The 18572-nt window shown below is 75.0% G+C and carries 16 protein-coding genes; 10 read left to right on the top strand and 6 right to left on the bottom strand.

Going from position 1 to position 18572, the window contains the following annotated elements; genetic code table 11:
- Positions 1–578: 578 nt before the first annotated feature.
- The 3 genes from QI554_RS16655 to QI554_RS16645 all read right to left on the bottom strand — a co-directional run bounded on the left by QI554_RS16655 (position 579) and on the right by QI554_RS16645 (position 3880).
- Entirely contained in the window at positions 579–1361 is a 783-nt protein-coding gene (locus QI554_RS16655; protein WP_425527987.1) for a nucleotidyltransferase domain-containing protein, read from the bottom strand.
- A 416-nt stretch (positions 1362–1777) separates the two neighbouring features.
- Complete coding sequence (locus QI554_RS16650) at positions 1778–3388, bottom strand: amidohydrolase (RefSeq protein ID WP_281470752.1); 1611 nt, start codon at positions 3386–3388, stop codon at positions 1778–1780.
- Positions 3389–3562: 174 nt separating this feature from the next.
- Positions 3563–3880: a hypothetical protein gene (locus tag QI554_RS16645; RefSeq protein ID WP_281470751.1), complete on the bottom strand. Its 318-nt coding sequence runs from the start codon at positions 3878–3880 to the stop codon at positions 3563–3565.
- Between the two features lie 388 nt (positions 3881–4268).
- Here QI554_RS16645 and QI554_RS16640 point away from each other — a divergent pair, with 388 nt between their 5' ends.
- The 9 genes from QI554_RS16640 to QI554_RS16600 all read left to right on the top strand — a co-directional run bounded on the left by QI554_RS16640 (position 4269) and on the right by QI554_RS16600 (position 14097).
- A complete protein-coding gene (locus QI554_RS16640) occupies positions 4269–4709 on the top strand; it encodes an Lrp/AsnC family transcriptional regulator (RefSeq protein ID WP_281470750.1) in 441 nt (146 codons plus the stop codon).
- Between the two features lie 588 nt (positions 4710–5297).
- The gene (locus QI554_RS16635) at positions 5298–6245 is read left to right on the top strand and encodes a hypothetical protein (RefSeq protein WP_281470749.1); all 948 of its coding nucleotides are present in this window, start codon (positions 5298–5300) and stop codon (positions 6243–6245) included.
- Between the two features lie 182 nt (positions 6246–6427).
- On the top strand, positions 6428–6907 hold the full coding sequence (locus tag QI554_RS16630) for a hypothetical protein (RefSeq protein WP_281470748.1): 480 nt from the start codon (positions 6428–6430) through the stop codon (positions 6905–6907).
- A 111-nt stretch (positions 6908–7018) separates the two neighbouring features.
- The gene (locus QI554_RS16625; RefSeq protein WP_281470747.1) at positions 7019–7540 is read left to right on the top strand and encodes a hypothetical protein; all 522 of its coding nucleotides are present in this window, start codon (positions 7019–7021) and stop codon (positions 7538–7540) included.
- A 230-nt stretch (positions 7541–7770) separates the two neighbouring features.
- Positions 7771–9357, top strand: coding sequence for a sensor histidine kinase (locus tag QI554_RS16620; protein ID WP_281470746.1), 1587 nt, complete (start codon positions 7771–7773; stop codon positions 9355–9357).
- Positions 9358–9506: 149 nt separating this feature from the next.
- The gene (locus tag QI554_RS16615; protein WP_425527991.1) at positions 9507–10142 is read left to right on the top strand and encodes a response regulator; all 636 of its coding nucleotides are present in this window, start codon (positions 9507–9509) and stop codon (positions 10140–10142) included.
- An 82-nt stretch (positions 10143–10224) separates the two neighbouring features.
- Positions 10225–11184, top strand: a complete 960-nt coding sequence (locus QI554_RS16610) for a hypothetical protein (RefSeq protein WP_281470745.1) — start codon at positions 10225–10227, stop codon at positions 11182–11184.
- A complete protein-coding gene (locus tag QI554_RS16605) occupies positions 11184–11435 on the top strand; it encodes a hypothetical protein (RefSeq protein WP_281470744.1) in 252 nt (83 codons plus the stop codon). Before QI554_RS16610 ends, QI554_RS16605 begins: the two co-directional genes overlap by 1 nt.
- Before the next feature lie 397 nt (positions 11436–11832).
- The gene (locus tag QI554_RS16600; RefSeq protein ID WP_281470743.1) at positions 11833–14097 is read left to right on the top strand and encodes an MMPL family transporter; all 2265 of its coding nucleotides are present in this window, start codon (positions 11833–11835) and stop codon (positions 14095–14097) included.
- 198 nt (positions 14098–14295) lie between these two features.
- On the opposite strand, the gene QI554_RS16595 is transcribed toward QI554_RS16600, so the two are convergent.
- From QI554_RS16595 to QI554_RS16585, 3 genes are all read right to left on the bottom strand, one after another.
- Positions 14296–14850, bottom strand: a complete 555-nt coding sequence (locus QI554_RS16595; RefSeq protein WP_281470742.1) for a GNAT family N-acetyltransferase — start codon at positions 14848–14850, stop codon at positions 14296–14298.
- 32 nt (positions 14851–14882) lie between these two features.
- Entirely contained in the window at positions 14883–16034 is a 1152-nt protein-coding gene (locus tag QI554_RS16590; protein ID WP_281470741.1) for an acyl-CoA dehydrogenase family protein, read from the bottom strand.
- Positions 16035–16181: 147 nt separating this feature from the next.
- Positions 16182–17306: a M24 family metallopeptidase gene (locus QI554_RS16585; protein ID WP_281470740.1), complete on the bottom strand. Its 1125-nt coding sequence runs from the start codon at positions 17304–17306 to the stop codon at positions 16182–16184.
- 240 nt (positions 17307–17546) lie between these two features.
- Here QI554_RS16585 and QI554_RS16580 point away from each other — a divergent pair, with 240 nt between their 5' ends.
- On the top strand, positions 17547–18200 hold the full coding sequence (locus tag QI554_RS16580; RefSeq protein WP_281470739.1) for a GNAT family N-acetyltransferase: 654 nt from the start codon (positions 17547–17549) through the stop codon (positions 18198–18200).
- The last annotated feature ends 372 nt before the right edge of the window (positions 18201–18572 follow it).

Genomic DNA, 18572 nt, shown 5'->3' with positions numbered 1-18572 from the left:
GAAACGGCAAGATATTGCCGTTTCGGTCTCTTGACGGAAAGCCAATAGGAGATCCAGCACCCAAATGCCCCGATTTGATGTGATGTGGGCGCTGAGGAGGTCCGTAGGGGCCGGTCACCGGTCGTCACAGGTGGCCGCCCGCCCCACGCCGGGACCGCAGCCCGGCAACGCAACGCACCCGATGCGCCTCCACACCGCCTCCCCCTCCCGATAGTTGCCGCGTTCTTAAGCGCGGCCGGGCGGTTGTCAAGGCGCCTCCCCGACCCCGGGACAGGCCACCGTTCCAAAGGAGATCCACCGCGCCTTGACAGCCGGTCGGCCGCGCGGACAATCCAAAATCGGGAGGGGGAGATGGCCGCCGCCGGCAGACAGGCCAGGGGACCGTGCACGGCCGACGGTTTCCACGCCGCAACGCGCGGGGCCCGGGCACGCGGATGGCGGCTCGCTCGCACGCCGACGACGCGACTCCGCGACGGAGTGGGCCGAACCTCGTGCCGCAGGAGCCCACCCGACTCACCGCCGCCACCCACCCCCCACGTCGACGGAGCAGCCCCGTCTTCAGCCAAGGTGCCGGCGCGTCAGCCGCGTTGGGGCCCCAACCGGGTGCGGACGACCAGGTCGTGTAGCGCGTCGAAGGCGTCGGGCTGGTCGGGGAGGCGGCTGGCGTGGTGGGCGTCGTCCAGTGTGGCGTTCAGGCGGGTGAGGTCGGCGTGGGCGGTCTCGGGGGTGACCAGGGCGTCGAGGGCGCCGTGTTCGGCGTCGCGTTTCGCGGCGATCAGGTCGGCGAGGTAGGGCGGGGCGTCGGCTGGGTGGCTGGCGGCGAGCTGCGGCAGGTCGGCGACGACCGCGCCGGTGCGCATCAGGTGGATGCCGGTGAGCAGGACGCGGAAGGTGTACAGCAGGGGCTTGAGTTCGCCGGTGCGGTCGAACAGCCGGGTCTGGGTGCGGGCGAACCCGGCGTAGTGGTGGGCGTGGTGGCGGGTCAGCAGGCGCGGGGTGAGTGCGACGAGTTCGGCGTGCGTGTCGCTCGTCCGCACCACCAACGGGGACAGCAGCTGTTCGAGGACGTAGCCGTTGCGGCGAAGCAGCAGGCGCGCGAACTTGCCCAGGTCGTGGGTGACCAGGTCGTACTCGACGCCGTCCTCGTCCCACATGCGCGTGCGGGTCTGCTCGCCCTCGCGCAGTCCGACCAGGTCGCGCGGCGGCAGGACGTGGACGCCGCGCAGGTCGACGTCCGAGTCGCGGGACGGGAACCCGTACAGGTGCGCGCCGGAGACGGTCGCGAACGCGAGCGGGTCGGGCTGGTCGGGCCGGCCGGTGGTGAGGTCGGCGAGGCGGGCGAGGTCGACCTGCAGCGGCACGGTGGTCCTTTCGGGCGTTGAGTCGGGGGTGGGGTGTGGAGTCCGGGTGTGGAGTCCGGGCCGACGTGCGGTCCGGTCGGGTGGTGGAACCACGACGCGGGCCCGTGCACCGCCGGGTTGCGGCACACCACGGCGGACGAGGGCGCGAAGTTCGCGACCGCGTGCATGCCGGGGTCCGGTGTTCGGTCGCGGCGCGGGCCGTGCGGTATGCGCGTGCCCTTCGGCGTCGGGCCCTTCGGCACCGGCATGTCGCCCAGCGGCCCACCGACGGGGCGCAGCCGGTCCTCCACCGCGGCGGCCTGGGTGCGGCGCCGTGCCGTTCCCGGTGTGTGCGCGTCGCGGTGGTGGTTGCGGCGCGGGGAACGGCACGGCGGGGGCCGCGTGCCGGCGGGTGCGGGGTGGTGCCGGTAGTGCGGTCAGTCCTCGTCGGCCTGGTGGACCGTGGTCCCGCGGACGACCGTGCGCAGGCAGCGCGGCAGCGGCTCGCCCGGGGTGAGGTCCGGCAGGCCCGGGGTGCCGGAGCTGGGGTCGGTGGACCAGGCCGACAGGCGGCTGTCGGGGGCCTGGACGGTGAGTTCGCCGGTGCGCCAGACGGCGTAGGTGGCGGGGGCGCCGGGGACGAGGACGCCCTCGTCGTCGCGGCCGACCGCGCGGTGGCCGCCGCGGGTGTGGGCGTTGAACGCGGCGCGCACGGAGATCCGCTGCTCGGGCGTGTGGTGGAACGCGGCGGCGCGCACGGTGCCCCACGGGTCGAGGGGGGTGACGGGGGCGTCGGAGCCGAACGCGAGGGGGATCCCTGCGCGGTTGAGGGCGGCGAACGGGTTCATGCGGGCGGCGCGTTCGGCGCCGAGGCGGCGGGCGTACATGCCGTCCGGGCCGCCCCACAGGGCGTCGAAGGCGGGCTGGACGGAGGCGACGAGGCCGAGTTCGGCGAAGGCGGCCAGCGCGTCGTCGGAGACGAGTTCGGCGTGCTCGACGCGGTGCCGCAGCGCGCGGACGGGGCCGGCGCCGTGGCGGGCGGCGGCCTTGCGCGCGCCCGCGACGACGGCGTCGACGGCGGCGTCGCCGATGGCGTGGAACCCGGCCTGCACGCCGGCCTCGGTGCAGGCGTCCAGGTGCGCGGCGATCGCGGTGTCGTCGAGGTAGGCGGTGCCGGTGACGCCGTCGCGGTCGGTGTACGGGGTGTGCAGGCAGGCGGTGTGCGAGCCGATCGACCCGTCGGTGAACAGGTCGCCGCCGAGGCCGTGGACGCCGAGTTCGGCGACGAGCGCGCGGGCCTCGGCGGCGGTGGCGACGGCCTCGCCCCAGTAGGCGACGACCTCGGGGCCGGGTTCGGCGGCGGTGAGGGCGCGCAGCAGGGCGAGGTCGGCGCGTCCGGAGATGTCGGGGCCGGCGCACTCGTGGAGGGTGCCGATGCCGAGCTGTGCGGCGCGGGTGCGGGCGGCGCGCTGGGCCGCGGTGCGCTGGTCGTCGGTGAGCGCGGCGTGCGCGGCGGCGCGGACGGCGTGGTGCGCGGCGGCGGTGAGCGGCCCGGTGGGGTGGTAGCCGGTCATGCCTTCCAGGCCCGGCACGCGGGCGCGCAGCCCGCTGGAGGCGAGGGCGGAGTGCACGTCGATGCGGGACAGGTAGGCGGGCCGGTCGCCGACCGCGCGGTCGAGGGCGGCGGTGTCGGGGATGCCGGGGGCGAACGCGGGCTCGTCCCAGCCCTGTCCGAGGACGACCGCGCCGGCGGGCTGGGTGTCGGCGTACGCGGCGACCAGGTCGAGGCCGCGGCCGGGTGCGGTGTCGGCGAGGTCGAGGCCGGTGAGCGCGAGGCCTGCGGACGTGGCGTGGACGTGGGCGTCGACGAACGCCGGGGTGACCAGTGCGCCGCGCAGGTCGACGACCTCGTCCGCCGACGAGACGTGCGCCTCGGCGGCGCCCTCCGCGCCGATCCAGGCGACGGTGCCGTCTTCGACGACCATGGCGGTCGCGAAGGGGTCGGCGGGGCTGTAGACGTTGCCATTGCGCAGCAGGATCACGGTCATGGGGCAAGTCTGCCGGGTGGGGAGGCGTCGGCTGACACGCGGCTCGCGCCGGGGCGGCGTCGGGCCGTCGGGTGGGGTGCCGCGGGGCGCGTCACGCCCGCGACACGCCGGGAGAGGCCGTGCGGGAGACGGGCAGGGAGCAAACCCGGACAACTCTCAATGTGAGGTTGAGGGTCAGGGTTTCGCGGCCTCGGCGAGCCGCGCCGCCACCCGCTCCGTGAACCACTGCATCACGGCCATCGGGATCCACGTCTCGCTGTCGCAGTACAGCATCGGGGCCGGCGTCTCGTCGGGCTCGTAGTGGTCGGGCCCGTGCTGCACGACCGTGACGACGGCCTGCCCGGGCAGCAGGTCGTCGGCGTACGGCGTCCCCGCCCACGCGGCCGGCCCGTGCCGGGCCCGGCTCAGCTCGAAACTGCGCTCACCGTCGTGCAGCGAAATCTCGGACAGGCAGTACCGGTCCTCGTCGTCCTCCCAGAACTCCAGCGCCATGCCGGGATGATCGCAGCTCGCCCCGATCCGTGCGCGCGGCGGACCGATCCGGTCGTCCACCGTCAAGCCCGGTCTCGGGGCGGGGTTTCTTTCGTGACCGCGATCTCCCTTGCCGCATACGGGTGTTGGCCGCAAAACGACGCCGCGGGAGCGGTGCCGCGAAGGGCGTGCGGGTTAATCCCGCGAACCGCCCCGCACCCGCGGCCGGCCCGGCGTACCGTGGCATCAAGGCCCCCGCCCCGGCCGGTCGCGGCCCGCGCCCCGCCCCCGTGTCCGCGGGTCGCGACCGGCTCCGCGCACCGGCGTTCGCCCCCGGTGGGACACGCGCGGAGGACGCGAAGGCGATCTCGGTCGGCACCCCGGCGGCGCGATGGCCTAGGTTGGCGGCGTGGAGGACCTCGACCGACAGATCGTCCGGCTGCTTGTCCGGGACGGTCGCATGAGCTACACCGACCTGGGCAAGGCCACCGGCCTGTCGACCTCGGCCGCGCACCAGCGCGTACGCCGCCTCGAACAGCGAGGCGTCATCCGCGGCTACGCCGCCGTCGTCGACCCCGACGCGCTCGGGCTGCCGCTGACCGCGTTCATCTCCGTCAAGCCGATCGACCCGGCCGCGCCCGACGACGCGCCGGAGCGGCTGGCCGACCTGGAGGAGGTGGAGGCCTGCCACAGCGTGGCCGGCGACGAGAGCTACATCCTCAAGGTGCGCGTCGGAGCCCCGGGCGACCTGGAGTCCCTGCTCGCGAAAATCCGCGCGGCGGCGAACGTGTCCACTCGGACGACCGTGGTCCTGAGCACGCCGTACGAGGGCCGCCCGCCGAACCTGTGACCCGCAGGGCGCGCTCGGGCCGAAGGCAGGCCCGCGAGGCCTTTGAACGGCGCGAGTGCGATGAGTGTGCCGATGCGGAGGGCGTGCGACCCGGCGGCGAGTCGGCGGAGCTCGGGCCGGGCGGAGAGGGCCGCTTCCACGGGGTTCCTGCCGGGAGGACGTGCGGCAGGAACTCGGCGATGGCCCGGACGGCGTGGGCCGAGCCGGGCCTCGTGCAGCGCGCCCCGCGAAGCAGCCCTCCGGTCTGGGGCCCACGGTGGGCGGAGACGCGGCGCCCTCGGTCGCCGGACGGCCTCGGCGTCCGGTGTTCGGCATGGAGTGTTGTGCCGTCGCCGACGTGCCTGCCAAGTGGCAGCTGGTGCCCGGGGGGGGCGAGGGCGCGGGCAAACTCGGCCACTGCCTCTTCGGCGTATGTGCCGGGGCCTCCCGGGGCTTCCGGGCCCTGGTCGACGTCGTCGTGCGTGATCGTGCACGTCTGTCCGCTGAGACCCTCACCGGGGCCTGCCGTCGGCGGCGGGTCGAGCTCGAACACGCGTGTCATGCGCGGCAACTGGGACCGGCCCGTTATTGGGCGGATACGCTGGCGGCATGACGACCGCAGGCCGACCGCCCGTGCTCGACCAGCTCGACCGCGCGTTGATGCGCGCCACGTCCCGCGACGGCGTCTCCCCCGCGCGGGCCCGCCAACTGCGCTGGGTCGTCGGCGAGTTGCGGCGGGCCCTGGACCGCGAGGACTTCCCGCGCGGCGCCCGCGCCTCGCTCAGCGACCTGTTCGCCGCCGAACCCGCCGAGCGCTACCTCGACCTGGCCGCGCGCGGCGAACTGCGGCTGCGCGCCGCGGCCGGCGCCCCCGCGTCCACCGTCGCCAGCGTCCGCGTGCGCATGGACTGCCTCGAGATCCTCGCCCGCGCCGCGAAGGTCCCGGTCGTCCTGCCCGAACGCCCCGCCATGCAGGAGCTCAAGGCCCCCGTCGGCGCCCGACAGCGGTCCCTGCTGCACGGCTGGCTCGAGGCCGCCGCCGACCGCCCCGGCGCCGACGCCGGGCGCGTCCGGCTGTTCGCGCTCGTCGGGGTCGTCCTCGACACCGGCGCCCGCGCCGGCGAACTGTGCGCGCTCAAGGTCGCCGACCTCGCCCCCGACCTGGACGCCGTCACCGTCGTCCGCAAGCCGCAGGCCCGCTCCGTCGCCCCGCCCACCACCGAACGCCACGAACTGTCCGACCACACGCGGGCCGCGATGCGCCGCTGGCTCGACGTCCGCGAGGAACTCGTGCAGCACGTCGAGGGCACCCGCACCGCGCTGTGGGTGTCGGTGCGCGGCAACCACGCCGGCGTCCTCGACGCCGACGGCCACGCCCGCCTGCGCCCGCCCGGCATGCCCCTCATGCCGCGCGGCCTCGCCCGCGCCTACACCCGCACGGTCGTGCAGGTGAACGCGGACATGGTGGGCCGGCCCGGCTGGGAGCCCCTGCCGTACCGGCTCGAACAACTGCGCCGCGCCGTCGAACCGCACCCCACGGAGAGCAGCCAGGACTGAACCCCCGCCGCAGCCGGTGGCGGACGCCCCCGCACGCCAGGGGCGATTCGGGAGGAATCCGGCCAAGCGCACGTGGCCGGGAATTGGGGTGCTGCGCTCCGTCGGTGTGCGCGGCTATCGTCGGCGCAGCGGGACCGCCCGGCACCTCCAGGCGCGTCCGCGCAGGAGAACAGGGGGACCCCATGAGCAGCATCGCCCTGGACATCCGCGACCACCCCGAGCTTGCGGCCGACGGCCCCGAGGACGACGAGGACCAGACCGGTCCGGTGGACGCCGACAGAGCCTCTGGGAACAGGGGCCGCCCGTCCGGAATCGTCCCCCCGCCCGGCCGAGCGCCGGACGACGACCACGCCGCCACCGTCCCGGTACGGCTGCGCTGCCCGGACTGCGGAACGGTCCTGACGTCGGATCAGGGCGACGAGCCCCCGTGGGACAGTGCCGACCCGTACCTGGACGACGCCCCGGTGGTCCCCGTCCACGCGGCCGGACCGGACCCCACGGACCCGTTCGGCATCGCCGTCTGCGCAGGCTCGGGACGCGCCGCCGACCCCGACAAGGACACCGTGGCCCCGCCGCAACCGGCCCCGGCCACCCCGCCCCGAACCGTGCTCCCGGCCGGACTGGACTGGCGCGCCCAACCGTTCTCCCATATCGAGGCCTGAGGCCCGGACGCCGGGGCGGGAGAGTGGTCCCGCCCCGGCTCCGGCGTCCCGTTTACGCGGATCGGGCCCGGACCCGCCCGGGGCCGTCCCCGCGCGTGTTCCCATCGCCGCATGAGCACCACGAGCGCGTCCTTCGGCCCGCTGACCCGCCTCGACGACAGCTGGGCGCTGGGCGACACCACGCGGCCGCACACCGACCGGCTCGAGTTCCGGGGTGACGGGCTCCACCAGCACACCCCCAGCGGTGCAGTCGACGTGACGCCCTGGCCCCGGGTCATGGACATCACGGCCCTCACCCTCGGCGCCCGGAACCCGCGCGGCGCGTTCTCCCCGCTCGGCCTGCTCGGCGGCCTGCCCGGCCCGTGGAAGGGCCACGGGCGCGGGTACCTGCACCTGACGCTTCGGCACCCGTACGTGGGCGTGGTGCTGCCGTTCCAGCGCCACGCGTACGCGTACGGCTCCACGGAGTTCGTGCTCGTCCAGGCGCTGCTGGTGCAGACCGCCGGCACCGGCGAGGCCCACCGGCTCGGCGACCCCGCCTGGCTGGACCGGGCCGTGGCTCTGCTGCGCACCCGCAACGCCAGGACCCACCGGGCGATCCGGGAGGCGGCGGCCGACGCGCAGGGCGTCTGACGGGGGACGGTGTCGCGGCACGGCCGGCCGTCGCGGCACGCGGTCGGGCGGCCGGTGGGCTCGGGCGCTTCGTGGTCGCGTTCGCGTTCGCGTTTGTGCTCACGCTCGCGTTCGATACGTGCGGCGGTATATCCCCCGCGCGGGGGAGTCGCCGCGCGCATGGCGCATCGATACTCGGAGGCGCCCGCACACCCCCGCGGGCTCCCGTGAGTTGACGGAAGGACTTTCGCGTGGCGTCCCCACCCTTGCCGTCGACCCGCGGTACGGATGACGCGGCCGGCCCGTCGGTGGTCGGCGCCGCTGCCACCCCCGGTCTGTCCGTGGAGACCGATGCCCGGGAGCGGGACGGCCGGTCGCCCTCCTTCCGGAACGATGACGGCCGTGACGCCCCGGCGAACGCCCGTTCCGGCGACCACCGGTCCGACCGACCCGACGGGCAGGCAGCCACCCCGCGCGCCCGACGGCCGTGGCCCGCGCTCCCCACCGCCGACGCCGTCCGCGCGTTCCCCGTCGTCCGTACCGTCGCCGACCCCGCCGCCCGCGCCTGGCGCCGGGTCTGCGACGTCAACGCCGCGCTCGGCCCCTACCCCGTCGACACGGCGCTCGCGCTGCTCGTGTTCGGCACGATGTTCGCGCTGCTGTGCCTGGACACCGACGGCTCGCCGCGCACCGCCCCCTGGTACGCGTTCGTGCTGATCGTGGCGACCTCGCTGCCGCTGATCTGGCGCCGACGCTTCCCGTTCTCCGTCGCCATGGTGGTCGCGGTGTCGGCGATCGGCTACGACCGCGTGCCCGCGCTGCCCAGCCAGCACCTGCAGTACGGGGCGCTGATCGCCGTCTACACGGTCGCCGACCGCGGGCCGGACGTGATCCGCCGGTGGATCCCGCTGCTGAGCGTCGCCGGCCTGCTGGCGTCCGGCCTGGACGTGAGCGACCTCGTCTACGGCAACATGTTCCCGCTGCTGAGCCTGCTCGCCGCGTACGTGCTCGGCTGCTCCACCCGCACCCGCCGCATCCACGCCGCGACCCTGGAGGAACGCGCCGCGCAGCTGGTGCGCGCCCGCGACCTCGAGGCCGACCGCGCGGCGCTGCGCGAACGCGAGCGCATCGCCCGGGAGATGCACGACATCCTCGGGCACGCCGTGAGCCTCATGGTCGTCCAGGCGGAGGCGGGCGCCGCCGTCGTGCACCGCGACCCGGACCGCGCCGTCGCGGTGTTCGACGCCATCGCCGACGCCGGGCGCGACGCCATGGCCCAGCTCCGGCGGCTCCTCGGCCTGCTCAGCGACCCCGACGGCGGCCCGCGCGCGGGCGTCGACGAGGCCGCGGCGCGTGCCCCTCAGGCCGGCGTCGACACGCTGCCGGACCTGCTCGCGCGGGTCCGCGACGCAGGGTTGCGCGTGTCGTTCACCGAGACGGGTCCCGCGCGCCCGCTGCCGCCGGACGTGTCCCTCGCGGTCTACCGGCTCGTGCAGGAGTCGCTGACGAACACCGTGCGGCACGCCCACGCGCGGCACGCGGACGTCACGTTGTCCTGGACGCCGGGACGGCTCGACGTCGAGGTCCGCGACGACGGCACCGGCCCGGCGGCGGGGGCCGGCGCGGCGAAGAGCAGTACGTCCGGCGGCGGGCACGGCCTCGCCGGACTCGCGCACCGCGTGCAGGCCGCGGGCGGCACGCTCCACACCGGGCCCGGCGAGGACGGCAGGGGCTTCCGCGTGGCGGCCCGCCTGCCGCTGGCCCCGGAAACGGTGGGCGAGGCGCCCCCCGAGGCCGGACCCGGGGTCGCCGAACGCGGGCTGAAGACCTGCCGCTGACGTGGGAGTCCGCCGTACGCCAGACTTGCGCGGTGACCGACGACCGCGCCTCCCGCCAGGCTCCCCCGCCGCCCCACCCGGCCGAACGGAGCGGCCCGATCCGCGTGGTCGTCGCCGACGACCAGGAACTGGTGCGCAGCGGCTTCGGGATGATCCTGGACGCCCAGCCCGACATCACCGTCGTCGCCGAAGTCCCCGACGGCCAGGCCGCCGTCGACGCGGCGCGGCTGCACCGGCCCGACGTGGTGCTGATGGACGTGCGCATGCCGCGCATGGACGGCATCGAGGCGACGCGCCTGGTGTGCGCGGAGACGACGAGCCGCGTCGTCATGCTGACCACGTTCGACCACGACGACTACGTGTACGACGCGTTGCAGGCGGGGGCGGGCGGGTTCCTGCTCAAGGACGTCCGCCGCGACGACCTCGTCCACGCCGTACGGGTGGTCGCGGCGGGCGATTCGCTGCTCGCACCGTCGGTGACCCGCCGCCTCATCACCCGCATGGTCGCCGCCCGCGCCCACGACGAGACCCCCGCTCCGCCTTCGCGGGAACCAGGCCGCCCGCACCCGAGGCTGGCGTCACTGACGGAACGCGAACGCGAAACGCTGCTCCTGCTCGCCCGCGGGCTGTCCAACGCGCAGATCGCCAGGGAGATGGTCATCAGCGAGCACACCGTCAAAACGCATGTCGGCAACGTGCTTTCGAAGCTGGCGTTGAGGGACCGCGTCCATGCGGTGATCTGCGCTTATGAGACGGGTCTGGTCGTCCCGGACGAGCTTTCGTGACGTGCAATGTCGTATTAACTCGCAAGAGTGATCGAGTCCGGTTTCCCGGAAAAGCGGAGACACCGGCCCCTAGCTTCGCCGCATGGTCACTTCGAACCACGAGGCGACGCATCGGATCTTCCAGATGCATCCCGACCTCGTCGAATCCGTGCTGCGATTACTCGGAACGGAGCTACCCGCGGCCACCGCGGTGGAGGAGGTCTCCCCCGACGTCACCGAGATCCGCCCGCTGGAACGACGCGTCGACAGCGTCTTCCGGCTCGACCCGCCCAACGGCGGCCACATGTTGCTGGCCGTCGAGTCACAAGGCCGCCGCGACCCGGTCAAGCCGACGAGCTGGGCCTACTACCTGGCCTACCTGAGAGCGAAGTACGAGTGCCCCGCACTGCTGCTGGTCGTCACCCAGGACCGCAGCACGGAGAGTTGGGCGGCCAACCGCTTCGAACTGGGGCCTTCGTCCTGGCCAGAGGCGCTGGCCGTTCACCCGCTGGTGATCGGTCCCGCGAACATGCCGATGATCACCAGCCAGGATGAGGCCGCTACCGACCTCGCCATGGCGGCGTTCGCGGCGATGATTCACCGCTGCGCGCCGAATGCTTCGGACATACTGGACGCGCTGGCCGGCGCCCTCGGCGAGATCGACGAGGACACCGTCGCGGAGTACAAGGACTTCGTCACGGACTACTCGCAACTGGTGGAGGCCGGGCTGGGAGACAGCCCGTCTTGCAAGACCTGGAGGGAATTGATGATCCGCTCGATCTTCCCCGACGGAAGCACCCTCGTCGGCGAGACGCTGGCCCAGGGCCGTGCGGAAGGCCGCGAGGAAGGCCGTGCCGAGGGGCGCGCCGAGGGGCGCGCCGAGGCGTTGCTGCTTCTGCTTGAGCAGCGTGGGCTTGCCGTCAGCGACGAGGTCCGCGAGCGCGTCACCGGCTGCACCGACCCCGACCTACTCACCCAATGGTTCGGCAACGCCATCACAGCCCCCGTCGCCGAGGCGATCTTCGACGACCGGACGGTCGACGGCAAGGAACAGGGCGGTTGATGGCGACCCGTCCGGTCTTCCCCGATGGGCGCAGCCTCATCGGCGGGGCACGGGCCCGCGGCCGCGCGGAGGGCATCCTGCTCGGTCTCAGGAAGGCAGTGCTGATTGTGCTCCGGAAGCGGCAGCTTGCGGTCAGCCACGACGTGCACGGCCGCATCCTCGACTGCACCGACCCCGACCTGCTGCTCCGATGGGTCGGTAACGCACTTACCGCGCTTGTCGCAGAGGCGATTTTCGACGACATCGACTGACGGCGCGGCACGAACCACCCTGCGGCCCATCGGGATCATCTCCCGGTGGGCCGCAGGCGTATGAGGGTGTTGCCCGCTCCCCCATACGGGCGACTGCTGCGCGTCGGCTCCCCCGTGTCGGTGAGCTGGGAAGACCGCCCCCACCGGCGATCCGTGGGACCGGCCTCCGCGCGCAGCATGGTGGCACGTGCCGCGGCCAGTCGGGCCGGTCGTCCTTCAGGCCCCGGCGGCGCGGGATTCGTAGCCATCAGACGTCGCCCTCGGGGGTTCTCCCATGCCTGTCATCCTTCAGCCGCCGTTGTCCGACGGGCCTTGTGAGCTTCCGCCGCGGTGGCGGTGCCGGAGGCGGGGGCGGGGGCCCAGAGGGCCGGAGCGGCCTCGCGCTCCCAAGTCGGTCGTGGGGCGGGGGCGTTCGTGGGTGGTGCTGGTCGTGTGGGTGGTGGTCGCGGTCGGGGGGTTCGCGCTCGGGAGTGCGGTGTTCGGCAGGCTGAACGGGTCGGTCGGGGTCGCGCCCGGGAGTGAGTCGGACCGGGCCGCGGCGCGGCTGGCCGACCTGGACGCCGCGTCGGGGGCCGGCGGCAGCTCGGTCACGGCGGTGATCGCCGGTCGCCCCGCCGCCGACCCGCGGTTGGCCGCCGAGGTCACCGCCGCCGCGGCCCGCATCCGGGCACTGCCGGGCGTCGCCGCCGTGTGGGACCCGTACACACCCCCCGGCCTCGTACCGCCCGCGCGGGACGGGAACGCCGTGCTCGTGCGCGTGGACCTGGCCGAGGAGAAGGCCGTCGCCGCGAAGGGCGCGCCGCCCGTCGAGGAGACCGCCCGACAGGCGGCGGCGATCGTCCACGACACCGTGCACGCGCCCACCGTGCGCGTGGGCGGCGGCCCGCTCATGGACGAGGAGATGCGCGACCAGGCGCAGGAGGACCTCAACCGCGCCGAGATGTTCTCGCTCCCGGTCGTGCTGCTCCTGCTGGTCGTCGTCTTCGGCGGCCTGCTCGCCGCCGGGCTGCCGCTGCTGATCGCCCTGGTCGGGATCGCCTCGACGTTCCTCGTCCTGTACGGCTTCAGCCTGGTCACCGAGGTGTCCGTCTACGCCGTGCAGGTCACCACGATGCTGGGCCTGGGCCTGGCCGTCGACTACGCGCTGCTCATCGTGACCCGGTTCCGGGAGGAACGCGCCGCGCAGGCCGCCGCCGGGACCGCCGGCGCCGACCCGGTGTCCGAGGCCGTGCGCCGCACCACCGCGACCGCCGGGCGCACCGTGCTGGTCTCCGGCCTGACGGTCTCCGCGGGTCTGGCCGGACTGCTGGTGTTCCCCGACCCGTTCCTGCGCGGCATCGGCATGGCCGGCGCCGCGGTCGTCGCGATCGACATGGTCGCCGCGCTCACCCTGCTGCCGGCGCTGCTGCGCCTGTTCGGCCACCGGATCCCCCTGCCGCGCGGCGCCCACCGCGACGGAACGGCGCGCGAGGGACGGGTGTTCGCCGCCGTCGCACGCCTGGTGGGCCGCAGGCCGCTGCCGGTGCTGCTGCTCGTCGCCGTCGGCCTGACGGTCCTCGCCGCGCCCGCCGCCGGGCTGCGGCTATCCGGCGGGGACGCCCGTTCGCTGCCCGCGTCCTCGCCGTCCCGGCAGGTCTTCGAGACGGTCCGGGACGACTTCGGCGCCCAGTACGTCGCCGACCCCGTCACCGTGCTCGCCCGCACCGCGCCCGGCCGCGCCCTCGACGCCGCCGCGCTCGACCGGCTCGGCGCGGCCGTCGCGGGACTGGACCGGGTCGCGCAGGTGACGCGCCGCCAGGCGTCCGCCGACACCGTCGTGTTCGGCCTGCGTGTCGACCTGCCGGCCGGCGCCGCGTCCGACGGCTCCGCCGCCCAGCGCGTCGTGCGCGGCGTCCGCGACCTGGCCGACCGGTCGGACCTGCGCGCGGCCGGGCTCGACGTCCAGGTCACCGGCCCCGCCGCGCGCCTGGTCGACTACCACGCGATGCTGTGGCAGCGCCTCCCGTACGCCGCGGGCGTCATCGTCGTCGCCACGCTGCTCCTGCTGTTCGCGTTCACCGGCTCAGTGCTGGTGCCGCTCAAGGCCGTGCTGTCGAACACGCTCGCGGTGGCGGCGTCGCTCGGGGTGGTGGTGTGGACGTTCCAGGACGGCCACGTGTTCGAGGGGCTCGGCGCCGTCGACGCGACCGCGCCCGTGCTGGTCGCGGCGATCGCGTTCGGCCTGTCCATGGACTACGAGGTGTTCCTGCTCTCCCGCATCCGCGAGGCGTGGCTGCACGACGGCGACGCGCACGAGGCCGTCGCGACCGGGCTGCGCCGCACCGGGCGCGTGGTCACGGGTGCCGCGCTGCTGCTGGTCGTGGTGTTCGCGGCGTTCACCACCGGCGGGTTCTCCCCGGTGCGGCAGATCGGGCTCGGGCTGGCGCTCGCGATCGTGCTGGACGCCACCGTGGTGCGCATGCTCGCCGTCCCCGCCGCCATGACGCTGCTGGGCCGCGCCGCGTGGTGGGCGCCGCGGCGGATGCGGGACTGGCACGCCCGCTGGGGCATCTCCGAGGAACCCGCCGCCGCGACGACGCATCCGGCCGGGGCAACCCGCGTGGAGCACGCGCCGGTTGGCGGCGTGCGCCGGGAACCTTCCACCGCGGGCTCGTCGTCCTAGCGGATGTGCCGCCGGGGACCGGGCGGCCAACGGGGGTCCTGGGGGGTCCTCGGGAACCGGGAACGAGGGGATGCGGACCCCCGGATCCGGGTCCGGCCTGCCGCCGCCGCGGGGGATGTCCGCGGCGGCGGCCACCGGCCGTTCGGGGACCCGCCGCGACACCGCCCCGGCCCGCGCTCCACCGGGCGGGCCGTCAGGTCAGGCCTGGTCGCCGACCGGCAGCGTGTAGCGGAGCTTCTCCTTCGCGGTGGCGCCGAGGCGGTCGTAGAACCGGATCGCGCCGTCGTTCCACACCGGCGTCTGCCACTGCACGTGCGCCATCCCGAGCGCCCGGGCCCGGTCGACGACGGCCTCCACCAGCATCGGCCCGAGCCGCAGCCCGCGGTGCCCGTCGCGGAGGAACAGGCAATCCATGTGCAGGTACTCGGACGCGTCCCACGTGGAGAACTCGGGCGAGCAGGTGGCGTAGCCGACGAGCTCGCCACCGGGCAGCTCGGCGACCACGCAGTACGCGCGCGGCGCGGCCCCGCCCGGCGGAAACAGCACGGCGCCGAGCCGCTCGGCCAGGCCGCGCGCGGGCGGGGCGGCCTTCTCGTACGCCGCGTGCTCGGCGGCAAGCACCGCGACCGCCGGCAGGTCCTCGAGACGCGCGGGGCGAACCAGAGGCCGCGCGGAGGCAGTACCGGCGGGGTCGGCGGAGCCGGCGGAGCCGTCGACAGGCGGCGGGGACGGTACGGGGTCGTGCTCGTTCATGACGGCCATCATGCCGAGTCCCCGGCCGGCGTTCAGCCGCGTACCAGGTGTCGGCCGATCACCATGCGTTGGATCTGGTTGGTACCCTCGACGATCTGCAGGACCTTCGCCTCGCGCATGTAGCGCTCGACGGGGAAGTCCGCCGTGTAGCCGTAGCCGCCGAACACCTGTACGGCGTCCGTCGTCACCTTCATCGCGGCGTCGGTGCAGAACAGCTTCGCCATCGCGGCCTCCGCGGTGAACGGGCGTCCGGCGTCGCGCAGGCGGGCGGCGGTCAGGTAGAGGGCGCGGCCGGCGGCGACCGCGGTGGCCATGTCGGCGAGCATGAACTGGACGCCCTGGAGGTCCGCGATGGGGGCGCCGAACTGGCGGCGTTCAAGGGCGTACGCGACGGCGGCGTCGAGCGCGGCCTGGGCGAGGCCGACCGCGCAGGCGGCGATGCCGAGGCGTCCGGAGTCCAGCGCGGACAGCGCGATCCGGAACCCGGCGCCCTCGGCGCTGATCCGGTTCGCGGCCGGCACGCGCGCGTCGTCCAGGAGCACCTGGGCGGTCGGCGAGGACCGCATCCCCATCTTGCGTTCCGGCGCGGCGAACGACAGGCCGGGCGTGTCGGCCGGCACCAGCAGCGTGCTGATGCCGCGCGGACCGGACTCCCCGGTGCGGACCATGACGGTGTAGAAGTCGGCGACGCCGCCGTGCGTCGTCCACGCCTTCGTGCCGGACACGCGGTACGCGCCGCCGTCCGGCTCCAGGACCGCGCGGGTCGCCAGCGCCGCCGCGTCCGAGCCGGACTGCGGCTCGGACAGGCAGTACGCGCCGAGCTGTTCGCCCGACAGCATGGCCGGCAGGTGCGCGGCGCGCTGCTCGTCCGTGCCGAACTCCGCCAGCGGGAAGCAGGACAGCGTGTGGACGCTGACGCCGATCCCGACGGCGAGCCAGGCCGCGGCGAGCTCCTCGAGGACCTGCAGGTAGACCTCGTACGGCTGCCCGCCGCCCTCGTACGCCTCCGGGTAGGGCAGGGACAGCAGCCCGGCCGCGCCCAGGGTGCGGAACAGGTCGCGGGGGAACCGCCCGGCGTCCTCGTCGGCGGCGGCGCGCGGCGCGACCTTCGCCGCGACCAGGTCGCGGGTCAGGGCGAGCAGCGCCTCGGCCTCCTCGGTGGGCAGGCTGCGCTCGACGGGCATGGCGGTGTCCTCTCCGTGGCGCCCCTGGTGGGGGTCCGGCGGTGTGACGCGGGACGGCGGTCCGCGCCGGGCGGGGTCGCCGCCCGGCGCGTGTCCGTCGTGCCGCTGTGGTGCGTTGTTGTCGCGTTGCGGTGCGGTGGCGGCGGGTCAGGCGTCGACGACGACGAGCTCGTGCGGCCGCTTGTTGACCGGCTCGCCCGCGTCCGCCCCGCACACCACGATGTCCTCGATCCGCGCGCCGTGCCGGCCCGGCAGGTAGATGCCCGGCTCGATCGAGAACGCCATGCCCGGCTCCAGCGCCAGCGTCGAGCCGGAGACGATGTACGGCTCCTCGTGCGTCTCCAGGCCGATGCCGTGCCCGGTGCGGTGCACGAAGTACTCGCCGTAGCCGGCGTCCGCGATGATGTCCCGGCCCACCGCGTCGAGCTGCTCCGAGGTGATGCCGGGGCGGACAGCGTCGCGCTGCGCCTGCTGGGCGCGTTCGAGGACGGCGTAGTAGGCGAGGAAGTCCGCCGGGGCCTCGCCGACCGCGTACGTCCGGGTCTCGTCCGAGCAGTAGCCGTCGTGCGTGGTGCCGCCGATGTCGACGACCACCGCGTCGCCGCGCTCGATCACCCGGTCGGACACCTCGTGGTGCGGGCTCGCGCCGTTCGGGCCGGACGCCACGATCACGAAGTCGACCCGCACGTGCCCCTCGGCGATGATCGCGTCGGCGATGTCGCGCCCCACCTCCCGCTCCGTACGGCCGGCGCGCAGCCACTGCGGGACCTGCGCGTGCACGCGGTCGATCGCGGCACCCGCGGTGCGCAGCGCCTCGACCTCGGCCGGCGACTTGATCATGCGCATCGCGCCGAGGACGCCGCCGGCCAGCGCCGCCTCCGCCCCCGGGATCGCGCGGCCGAACGCGAGGAGCTTCTCCGCCCACATGTGGTTGTCGACGCCGAACCGGCCGAGGGTCTTCGGCAGGCGGCGGGCGATCAGCGCGTACGGGTCCTCGGTCTCGCCCCAGCCGGTGATGTCGATGCCGAGCCGCGACGCGGGGGACGCCTCCGCGGCGGGCTTCTCGAGGGTCGGGACGACGAGGAACGGGTCGCCGCCGCCGGCGGCGGGCACGACCAGGCAGGTGAGGCGCTCCAGCGGCAGCGCCTCGTAGCCGGTGAGGTAGCGCAGGTCCGCGCCGGGCGAGATCAGCAGGGCGTCGAGTCCGGCCTCGGCGGCGGCCTTCGCGGCGGCGGCCAGGCGGTCGGTCGGGTACAGGTCGCTGTTGGTCACAGGTCAAATCTAGGGTCACGGAGGGCGGGACGGCCTGTCCGCAGGGCGGTACGCGGCGGACGCGTCGCCCCCGGCGCCGCGGCGGTGCCGGTTCGCCCCCCTCCTCGCGCCGCGGCCTCGGAGGGAAATCCGGGCGACACGCAGGCGGCGTCTCTGGAACGCTGCGGGACCGGGGACGCCGGCCCGCGCGCCGCACACGTCCCCACGGCACGCGGTCCGCACGGGAACTGGGAGTGGTGGATGGGCTTCGCGAGGGACGTACCGGTCCTGGAGGGCGCGCTGGTGCGCCTGGAGCCGCTGGAGCTCCGCCACGCGGCGGACCTGGCCCGGGCGGCGGACGTCGACCGGGCCACGTACGGGTTCACCCAGGTGCCGACCGCCGACGACGTCCCGGACTACATCGCCGACCGGCTCGCGCGGGCCGCCGCGGGGCAGGCCGCGCCGTACGCGCAGGTGGACCTCGCGTCCGGGCGGGCGGTCGGCGCCACCGCGTACTGGGAACCGCGGCCGTGGCCCGACGGCGAGGGCCTGTGCGCGGTGGAGATCGGATCCACGTGGCTCGGCGCGGCGGCGCAGGGCACGGGCGTGAACGCGGAGGCGAAGTACCTGCTGTTCCGGCACGCGTTCGAGGCGTGGAACGTGGCACGCGTGGACCTGAAGACCGACGCGCGCAACGCACGGTCGCGGGCGGCGATCGAGGCCGTGGGGGCGCGGTTCGAGGGCGTGCTGCGGAACTGGGGACGGTCCTGGGCGCCCGGCGAGGACGGGCTGCTGCGGGACTCCGCGATGTTCTCGGTGACGGCCGAGGAGTGGCCGCGGTGCCGGGCGCGGCTGGAGGAACGGATCGCGGAGATCGCGGCGCGGCAAACGGACGCGGGGCGCGCAGCGGGGTGACACCTTGGCGGTGCGCACGGGGCGAACCCCGCGTACGCGGGGTTCGCGCGGTGGCGGCGGCCCGGCGCGGTGCGCGCAACGGGGTGACACCTTCGCGGAACGCACGGCGGGAGAAACCCTTCAGCGGCGCGCACGGTTCGGCGGCGCGCATGCCGGGCGCGACCCCTGTGGCCTCCGCCTACGCGGCTCAGCGCGGCAGCATCGGCGGCGGCGTCGGACCGGCCGGTGTCACATCGGCGGCCCGGAAACCGTCACTGCTCTGTCACCACAACGACCGCAACCACCGCCGCAGCGTCGTCTGCGGCGGCCGCCCCCGCCCCGACCGCGTGCGCCGCACCGTGCCGCCGCGACCGGCCCGCCGGGGCGCGCCGG

Source organism: Yinghuangia seranimata (assembly GCF_029953285.1).
GTDB classification, from domain to species: Bacteria; Actinomycetota; Actinomycetes; order Streptomycetales; family Streptomycetaceae; genus Yinghuangia; species Yinghuangia seranimata.
This window is presented reverse-complemented; position numbering and strand designations above follow the sequence as displayed.

Bases quoted from the DNA above. Each gene is read 5' to 3' on its own strand.
- QI554_RS16615 (WP_425527991.1), top strand. From the start codon at position 9,507: ATGATCCTGGACGCCCAGCCCGACATCACCGTCGTCGCCGAAGTCCCC.
- QI554_RS16650 (WP_281470752.1), bottom strand. From the start codon at position 3,388: ATGACCGTGATCCTGCTGCGCAATGGCAACGTCTACAGCCCCGCCGAC.
- QI554_RS16610 (WP_281470745.1), top strand. From the start codon at position 10,225: ATGGTCACTTCGAACCACGAGGCGACGCATCGGATCTTCCAGATGCAT.
- QI554_RS16580 (WP_281470739.1), top strand. From the start codon at position 17,547: ATGGGCTTCGCGAGGGACGTACCGGTCCTGGAGGGCGCGCTGGTGCGC.
- QI554_RS16635 (WP_281470749.1), top strand. From the start codon at position 5,298: ATGACGACCGCAGGCCGACCGCCCGTGCTCGACCAGCTCGACCGCGCG.
- QI554_RS16625 (WP_281470747.1), top strand. From the start codon at position 7,019: ATGAGCACCACGAGCGCGTCCTTCGGCCCGCTGACCCGCCTCGACGAC.
- QI554_RS16590 (WP_281470741.1), bottom strand. From the start codon at position 16,034: ATGCCCGTCGAGCGCAGCCTGCCCACCGAGGAGGCCGAGGCGCTGCTC.
- QI554_RS16645 (WP_281470751.1), bottom strand. From the start codon at position 3,880: ATGGCGCTGGAGTTCTGGGAGGACGACGAGGACCGGTACTGCCTGTCC.
- QI554_RS16605 (WP_281470744.1), top strand. From the start codon at position 11,184: ATGGCGACCCGTCCGGTCTTCCCCGATGGGCGCAGCCTCATCGGCGGG.
- QI554_RS16630 (WP_281470748.1), top strand. From the start codon at position 6,428: ATGAGCAGCATCGCCCTGGACATCCGCGACCACCCCGAGCTTGCGGCC.
- QI554_RS16595 (WP_281470742.1), bottom strand. From the start codon at position 14,850: ATGAACGAGCACGACCCCGTACCGTCCCCGCCGCCTGTCGACGGCTCC.